Below are 6,482 nucleotides of genomic sequence, written 5' to 3'. Positions count from 1 at the left end.
GATGTGAACGATAACTGACGCTGCGTCAAAATGACACGACGGGTATGGATCAATTGCTCGAGCGTGTGCAAGTTCTGGTCGCGATCACGGCGGGGAGAGATATGCGCACAGTCCGCGGTGCCCTCCACGCATCATCGCTTCATGATTCCACTCGAACAGCGGCTTCGCGACCTTCGCGGCCAGACCAAGCGCTCCGGACACCGCTACCTGTTGCCGAAATTCGGCTGTGCAACCAGATCCAGCGGGGCGCACCGCCCAGCTACTCCACCCGGTCATTGCGCCGGTGAGACGCACTTTCAGAAAGTGGTCAACTGAGTCTTCCACCTCGCGTCGCCCGAAGACCAGCAGCGTCAGAGGGACAGCGCTGCGGATGGACATGGAGCCTGAATGCTCGTCGATCGTCCCGACTCGGCGTATCTGAGGCCACCACTGCGAATACCGTTCGGCATCCGCGAGAACCTCGTAGACGCGGTCAGCAGAGGCAGGCAGCGTCCAGACGCTGTGGAAGTCGAAGTCGGTCACGGTTCAGTCCGTCTGCGCAGCAGCAGTCACCCAAGCACCGTAACCCGAACCGCGGGTGCCTACACGCCGGGCTTGCTCAGTATTCGAATGTCTCCACCCGTCGCAGGATCTCCTCCGCGATCTTGGCGGGACTCCCGCCCACGTCGACGACGATGGCCTGTTCGTCCGGGTCGACGGCCTCGAGTGTCGAGATCTGGGAGTCGAGCAGCGAGGCGGGCATGTAGTGATCGAGGCGAGCGGTCAATCGCTGGCCGATCTGATCCCGCGAACCGGCGAGGTGCACGAACACGACGTGCTCACCGCGAAGCACGTCGCGGTAGCTGCGCTTGAGTGCCGAACACGTGACGATGCCCGGCTGACCGGCGTCGGTATGGCTCTTGATCCAGACGGCGATCTTGTCGAGCCAGGGCCAGCGGTCTTCGTCGTTCAACGGATGCCCGGTCGCCATCTTGTCGATGTTCGCCTGCGGGTGGAGATCGTCGCCTTCTTGAAGGTCCCAACCCATCGCTCCGGCGAGCATGCCGCCGACCGTCGACTTTCCCGAACCCGAGACACCCATCAGGACGAGCACGGGATACTGCTTCTGCTGTGCCGCTTCGGTGTTCATGTGCTCGCCTACCTAGATGAATGCGCTCAACACGAGCACTCCGGCCAGGCCCGATACCGAGATGATGCATTCCATCACGGTCCAGGTCTTGAGGTTCTGTACCACGCTGACGCCCAGATACTCCTTCACCAACCAGAATCCGGCGTCGTTGACGTGCGAGAGGAAGAGCGAGCCCGCACCGATCGCCAAGACCATCAGCGAGACATGTGCGGACGAGAGGTCTGCCGCAACCGGAGCAAGGATGCCCGACGCCGTCACCGTTGCCACCGTTGCCGAACCTGTTGCGACGCGGATCAATACCGCTACCAGCCAGGCCAGGAACAGCACGGGGAGGCTGCTGCCCTTGATCGCGTCGGCGATCACTCCGGCGATACCGGTGTCGATCAGGACCTGCTTGAAACCGCCACCGGCGCCGACGATCAACAAGATGCCTGCGATGGGAGGTAGGGAACTCTCGAGTGACTTCGAGATGGCCTTGCGGTCCATTCCGCCGCCGCGACCCAACAGCACCATTCCAACCAGAACCGCGAGACCCAAAGCCACAACGGGTGTTCCGAGGAAGTCGAGGACGGACTTGGGTAGTGCCTCGGAATCGGGTGCGATCACGTCTGCAAATGCCTTGCCCAGCATGAGAACAACCGGCAGGAGGATCGCTGCGAGAGTAGCCGCGAACGAGGGACGCTGCTTCTTCTCTTCCTCGCCTCGATCTTCGCCTGTGACAAAAAGATCCGGGACCTTCACGTCGACCCACCGCGCGGCGTACTTACTGAAGACCGGTCCGGCGAGAACAACAGTGGGGATCGCGACGAGGACACCGAGCGCGAGGGTGAGGCCGAGGTTTGCGTTCAAAGCCGAGACTGCAACCAGCGGCCCTGGGTGCGGGGGAACCAACCCGTGCATGGCCGAGAGGCCGGCGAGGGTGGGGATCGCGATGCGCATCAGGGACAAGCCGGAACGCCGCGCGACGAGGATGATGACCGGCATCAACAGGACGAGACCGATTTCGAAGAACATCGGCAGACCGATCACTGCGCCGACCAGAGCCATGGTCCACGGAAGCGCCTTGGTGCTGGAGCGGCCGACCAGCGTGTCGACCACTCGGTCGGCACCGCCGGAATCGGCGAGGAGTTTGCCGAACATCGCGCCGAAACCGATCAGGATTCCGACGCTTCCCATGGTCGACCCGAAGCCGGTGGCGAACGCCGCGACCGACTCGGCCGATCCGAGGCCGGCCGCCAGACCGACACCAACCGCACCGATGGACAGTGCGAGGAAGGGGTGCAGGTCGAGCCAGGTGATCAGCGCGATGATAACCGCGACGCCGGCGACTGCAGCGATGATCAATCGTGCGTCGCTACCAGCGGGGACGACCTCGGCCGCCAGCAATGCTGTGGTGTTCATAGGGACTCCCAGTCCGATGAGTGATTGAGGTCACTGTTCCTTAATTAACCTACAATTTCAAGAGCAGACACTAATTTGTAGTATTTATTCGGCTTCCACCGGGCTTACTCCATACGCATGGGACGATCTACGTATGCCTTCTGTCCCGTTTCAGCAGTTACACGACTCGATGCTGGAACAGCTCGGCCAAGACATAGTCGGTGGTGTGCTCGCTCCGGGTACCACGATCTCCGCCGACGAGGTGGCAACGCGCTACGACGTGTCGCGAACCGTCATCCGCGAAGTTGTCCGCGTTCTCGAATCCCTCGGACTTGCCTCGGTTCGTCGACGCGTCGGAATCACCATCCTGGGCTCCGAACACTGGAACTCGCTCGACCCCAATGTCATCCGCTGGCAACTGGCCGGTCCTGATCGGTTCGAGCAGCTGTCTATCCTCAGCGAACTCCGTTCCGGCATCGAACCTCTGGCTGCGCGACTCGCCGCAACTCGCGCCACACCTGAGCAGTGCGGCGCTCTCACTGCAGCCGTCATCGGCATGTCAGCTACCTCTCGCGCTGCCGATACCGGCGCCTATCTCGGCCATGACTCCGACTTCCACCGCACCCTGCTCGCCGCCTCCGGTAACCCGATGCTGCGGGCGATGTCGCAGATCGTCGTCGAGATACTCGAAGGCCGCACCCGCCACTCGTTGATGCCCCACGAGGCCGACCCCGAAGCGATTCACCTGCACGGAGTGGTCGCATCTGCTATTCAGGCCGGGGACGCCGACGCCGCGGAAGCCGCCATGCGCTCGATCGTCGCGGAATCCGCAGAAGCGGTCGAAACAATGCGCGAAAGCCCCGAACCGCCGCCTCATCTGTAAGTCGAGCCACAGACTCGGCGGAATTGGCCCGCAACTGCTCCGCAAGTGGAACGCTTGGCGCCATGACAGCACTCGCTACCCAGAACAGCGCACTCTGATGGCCCGCCCGGTACGCGTCGTCGTCCTCGGTGCCGGATCGTGGGGAACCACGGTGGCCGGCCTCGCTGCCCGCAACACCCCGACCCTGTTGTGGGCACGCAATTCCGAAGCAGCCGACGAGATCAATTCGCAACGGACCAACTCCAAATACCTTGGTGAGCGCAAACTTCCCAAGGGGCTCAAGGCAACCTCGGATCTGGTCGAAGCCGCCCGCGAAGCGGACGTACTCGTATGCGGGGTGCCATCGCACGCCGTTCGCTCCACCCTCGCCGAGATCGCCAACGAGGTTCGGGCGTGGGTCCCGGTGTTGTCACTGTCCAAGGGTCTCGAGCCCGGCACCCGGCAGCGCCCCACCGAAGTGATCGCCGAGTGCCTGCCCGGCCATCCCGTCGGATTGCTCGCAGGCCCCAACATCGCCAAGGAGATCGTCGACGGCATGGCCGCGGCATCGGTCGTGGCCACCCAGGACGATCGCGTCGCCGCCGCGCTGCAACCCCTGTTCGCGTCGTCGGTCTTCCGCGTCTACCGCAACACCGACGTGCTCGGCTGCGAACTCGGCGGCATCCTCAAGAACATCGTTGCCATCGCCTCGGGCATGGCCGACGGCCTGGGAGTCGGTGACAACACTCGTGCGATGGTGCTCGCACGCGGCCTCGCCGAGATGACTCGACTCGGTGAAGCGATGGGCGCCAACCCGCGCACCTTTGCCGGCTTGACGGGCGTCGGCGATCTGATTGCCACCTGCATGGCTCCGACTTCTCGGAACCGTCGCGTCGGCGAAGCTCTGGCGCAGGGATTGACCGTCGAGGAGGCGGTCGCCAAGCTCGGCCAGGTTGCCGAGGGCGTGAAGACTGCCCCCACCGTCATGGATCTGGCCCGTGAATACGGTGTCGACATGCCGATTGCCGCGGAGGTCGAGGCCGTCATCGGCGGTCGCCAAAGTGCCAGCGACGCATATCGCGGACTTCAGAAGGTTGCCCCGGGCGGCGAGCACGAAGTGGCGTGAGGAAGATCTACAGGTATCTAGCGATTTGGCTAGATACCTGTAGATCGCCCGAGATCACGAAATTGGAGCGTCGACGAAGATGTCGATCGCCAACGGTGACCGACCGCCGTACTGCGAGAAATCCGAGATCCCCGCCTCGCGCAAGATCTCGACGTCGAGCACTGTACGACCGGTATCCGTGCCGGCGGGACGCCCGAGAATCTCGACAGCCGCATCGGCCATGATCTCGGGTGAACGCGAGTGCTCGATACTGTCGTCTCCCCCGAGCAGGTTTCCGACAGCAGCCGTGGCGATCATGGTCTCCGGCCACAGGCAATTACTCGAAATCGGTGCACCTGAATACTCTGCGGCGATGCCCAAGGCCGCCAATGTCATTCCGTATTTGGCCAACATGTAGCCCGGATGAGCACCCAACCAGTGCGGCGAAAAGTTGAGCGGCGGCGACAGCGTCAACACGTGCGCATTGGCCGAAACCCGAAGGTACGGAAGGCACGCGCGGGTGAGCGCGAAGGTACCACGGACATTGACCTGCTGCATCAGATCGAATCGCTTCATCGCGAGATCTTCGGTTTTCGAGATGTCGAGGACGCTCGCGTTGTTGACCACGATGTCGATGCCACCGAAGTGCTCTACCGCTGCAGCCACGGCCCGCGCGATGTCGTCGTCGTTCCTCACGTCGCCGACGACCGGAACGGCATGACCCTCGAGCTCGTTCAACTCGTCCACAGCCGTGTGGATAGTTCCGGGCAGCCTGGGATCCGGCGTATCGGTCTTGGCGAGCAACACGATATTTCCGCCGCGGCGCGCTATCGCACGGGCGATGGCAAGTCCGATGCCACGGCTTCCCCCGGACATGATCGCGGTTCGTCCCCGGAAGTTCTTGTCGTCCAAAACGAATCCTTGTCATCGTCGACGGTCTTCGTCGTTGCGGGTGTGGCCGCGGGAAGTCCCGGCACGACCACTCGTCGACTTCCACGATATGAGCGCCTTCACGCGATGACTACGTCCGCAGAGCATCAACAATCGTTGGTCCGTTGTCCTGACGGGACAACGGATCAATCCGGTCAGCCACCCACCGGGCGCAGAATCCACCATCCGCCGAGCACGAGCACCGCGACGTTCACGAGCAGGAACAACCCGACCCAGACGATCGCGGGTATCGGTGAGAGCCTGGCCAATTGGTCGGCGTCCGAGTCCGGTGCCCCGCCTCGTCGCATTCGCTGCCGTTGAAGTTCCACGACCGGGCGTGGTCCGGCAAAGAGGAGGAAGAGCGACAGGAAGTACGCTGCGGCCACTTGCTGCTCCTGGGTCCCCCACCAGACGAGCCCGAACAACACGGCTCCCACGACTGCAAGTGAGAAGACTCCGTAGAGGTTTCGGATCAGGACCATCATCACCGCGATGACGAATACGCCGATCCACAGCACCGAGACCGCACGCTGCGCGCCCAACAACCCGGCCGCGCCGAGTCCGAGAATCGACGGTCCGACGTACCCCGCGAACGTCATCAGAATGACGCCGAAGCCGGTCGGTTTGCCCGACGAAATCGCGACACCCGACGTATCCGAATGCAGGCGAAGACCTTTCAACCGTCGGCCGACCAGGACGGCGACGATCAGATGAGCGCCCTCGTGTGCGATGGTGACGACGTTGCGGGCGATCCGCCACAGGTGTGGTTCGAGAACGATGATCACGGCGATCAACGCGGCCAGTTGAACCACCCACACCGGCGGATTGGGACTGAGCGCCGCCACCCGATCCCACGCGGTTTCGAGCGCGTTCACTCCGCTTGTCCGCGCAGGTATCGGCCGAAGTGCGGGACCGTGAATCCGATGGATCCACGTTCTGCCGAATAGATCAGCCCCTTCTTGATCAGTCCATCCCGTGCCGGCGACAGGGAAGCCGGTTTGCGCCCCAACTCGACGGCGATCTTCGCGGTTGCGACGGGCCCGTCGTCACCGGCGAGATCGGCCATGGCGCGCATG

Annotated in this window: 7 protein-coding genes and 1 pseudogene; 2 read left to right on the top strand and 6 right to left on the bottom strand. The window is 63.2% G+C overall.

Annotated elements, in window-relative coordinates; all coding sequences use genetic code 11:
• Positions 1–84: 84 nt before the first annotated feature.
• The 3 genes from A2J01_RS06870 to A2J01_RS06860 form a co-directional block, all read right to left on the bottom strand.
• Entirely contained in the window at positions 85–522 is a 438-nt protein-coding gene (locus tag A2J01_RS06870; RefSeq protein ID WP_064112382.1) for an SRPBCC family protein, read from the bottom strand.
• 76 nt (positions 523–598) lie between these two features.
• The gene (locus tag A2J01_RS06865; RefSeq protein WP_030536532.1) at positions 599–1,129 is read right to left on the bottom strand and encodes a gluconokinase; all 531 of its coding nucleotides are present in this window, start codon (positions 1,127–1,129) and stop codon (positions 599–601) included.
• Between the two features lie 12 nt (positions 1,130–1,141).
• Positions 1,142–2,530, bottom strand: a complete 1,389-nt coding sequence (locus A2J01_RS06860) for a GntP family permease (RefSeq protein WP_003939838.1) — start codon at positions 2,528–2,530, stop codon at positions 1,142–1,144.
• A 133-nt stretch (positions 2,531–2,663) separates the two neighbouring features.
• On the opposite strand from A2J01_RS06860, the gene A2J01_RS06855 reads away from it, so the two are divergent.
• Together A2J01_RS06855 and A2J01_RS06850 are read left to right on the top strand one after the other, a co-directional pair.
• A complete protein-coding gene (locus A2J01_RS06855; protein WP_030536531.1) occupies positions 2,664–3,392 on the top strand; it encodes a FadR/GntR family transcriptional regulator in 729 nt (242 codons plus the stop codon).
• 97 nt (positions 3,393–3,489) lie between these two features.
• A complete protein-coding gene (locus tag A2J01_RS06850) occupies positions 3,490–4,497 on the top strand; it encodes an NAD(P)H-dependent glycerol-3-phosphate dehydrogenase (protein ID WP_003940093.1) in 1,008 nt (335 codons plus the stop codon).
• 54 nt (positions 4,498–4,551) lie between these two features.
• Here A2J01_RS06850 and A2J01_RS06845 read toward each other — a convergent pair whose 3' ends face one another.
• The 3 genes and pseudogenes from A2J01_RS06845 to A2J01_RS06835 all read right to left on the bottom strand — a co-directional run.
• Positions 4,552–5,388, bottom strand: a complete 837-nt coding sequence (locus tag A2J01_RS06845; protein WP_030536530.1) for an SDR family oxidoreductase — start codon at positions 5,386–5,388, stop codon at positions 4,552–4,554.
• A gap of 173 nt (positions 5,389–5,561) precedes the next feature.
• Positions 5,562–6,281, bottom strand: a complete 720-nt coding sequence (locus tag A2J01_RS06840; RefSeq protein WP_064112381.1) for a M50 family metallopeptidase — start codon at positions 6,279–6,281, stop codon at positions 5,562–5,564.
• Positions 6,278–6,482, bottom strand: a pseudogene (locus tag A2J01_RS06835) (ATP-binding protein); the annotation flags it as partial. The gene A2J01_RS06840 and the pseudogene A2J01_RS06835, both read right to left, overlap by 4 nt.

The organism is Rhodococcus sp. EPR-134, assembly GCF_001647205.1.
Taxonomy (GTDB): Bacteria; Actinomycetota; Actinomycetes; order Mycobacteriales; family Mycobacteriaceae; genus Rhodococcus_F; species Rhodococcus_F qingshengii.
Note: the sequence above shows the minus strand (reverse complement) of the source record. Positions and strands in the feature narration are given on the sequence as shown.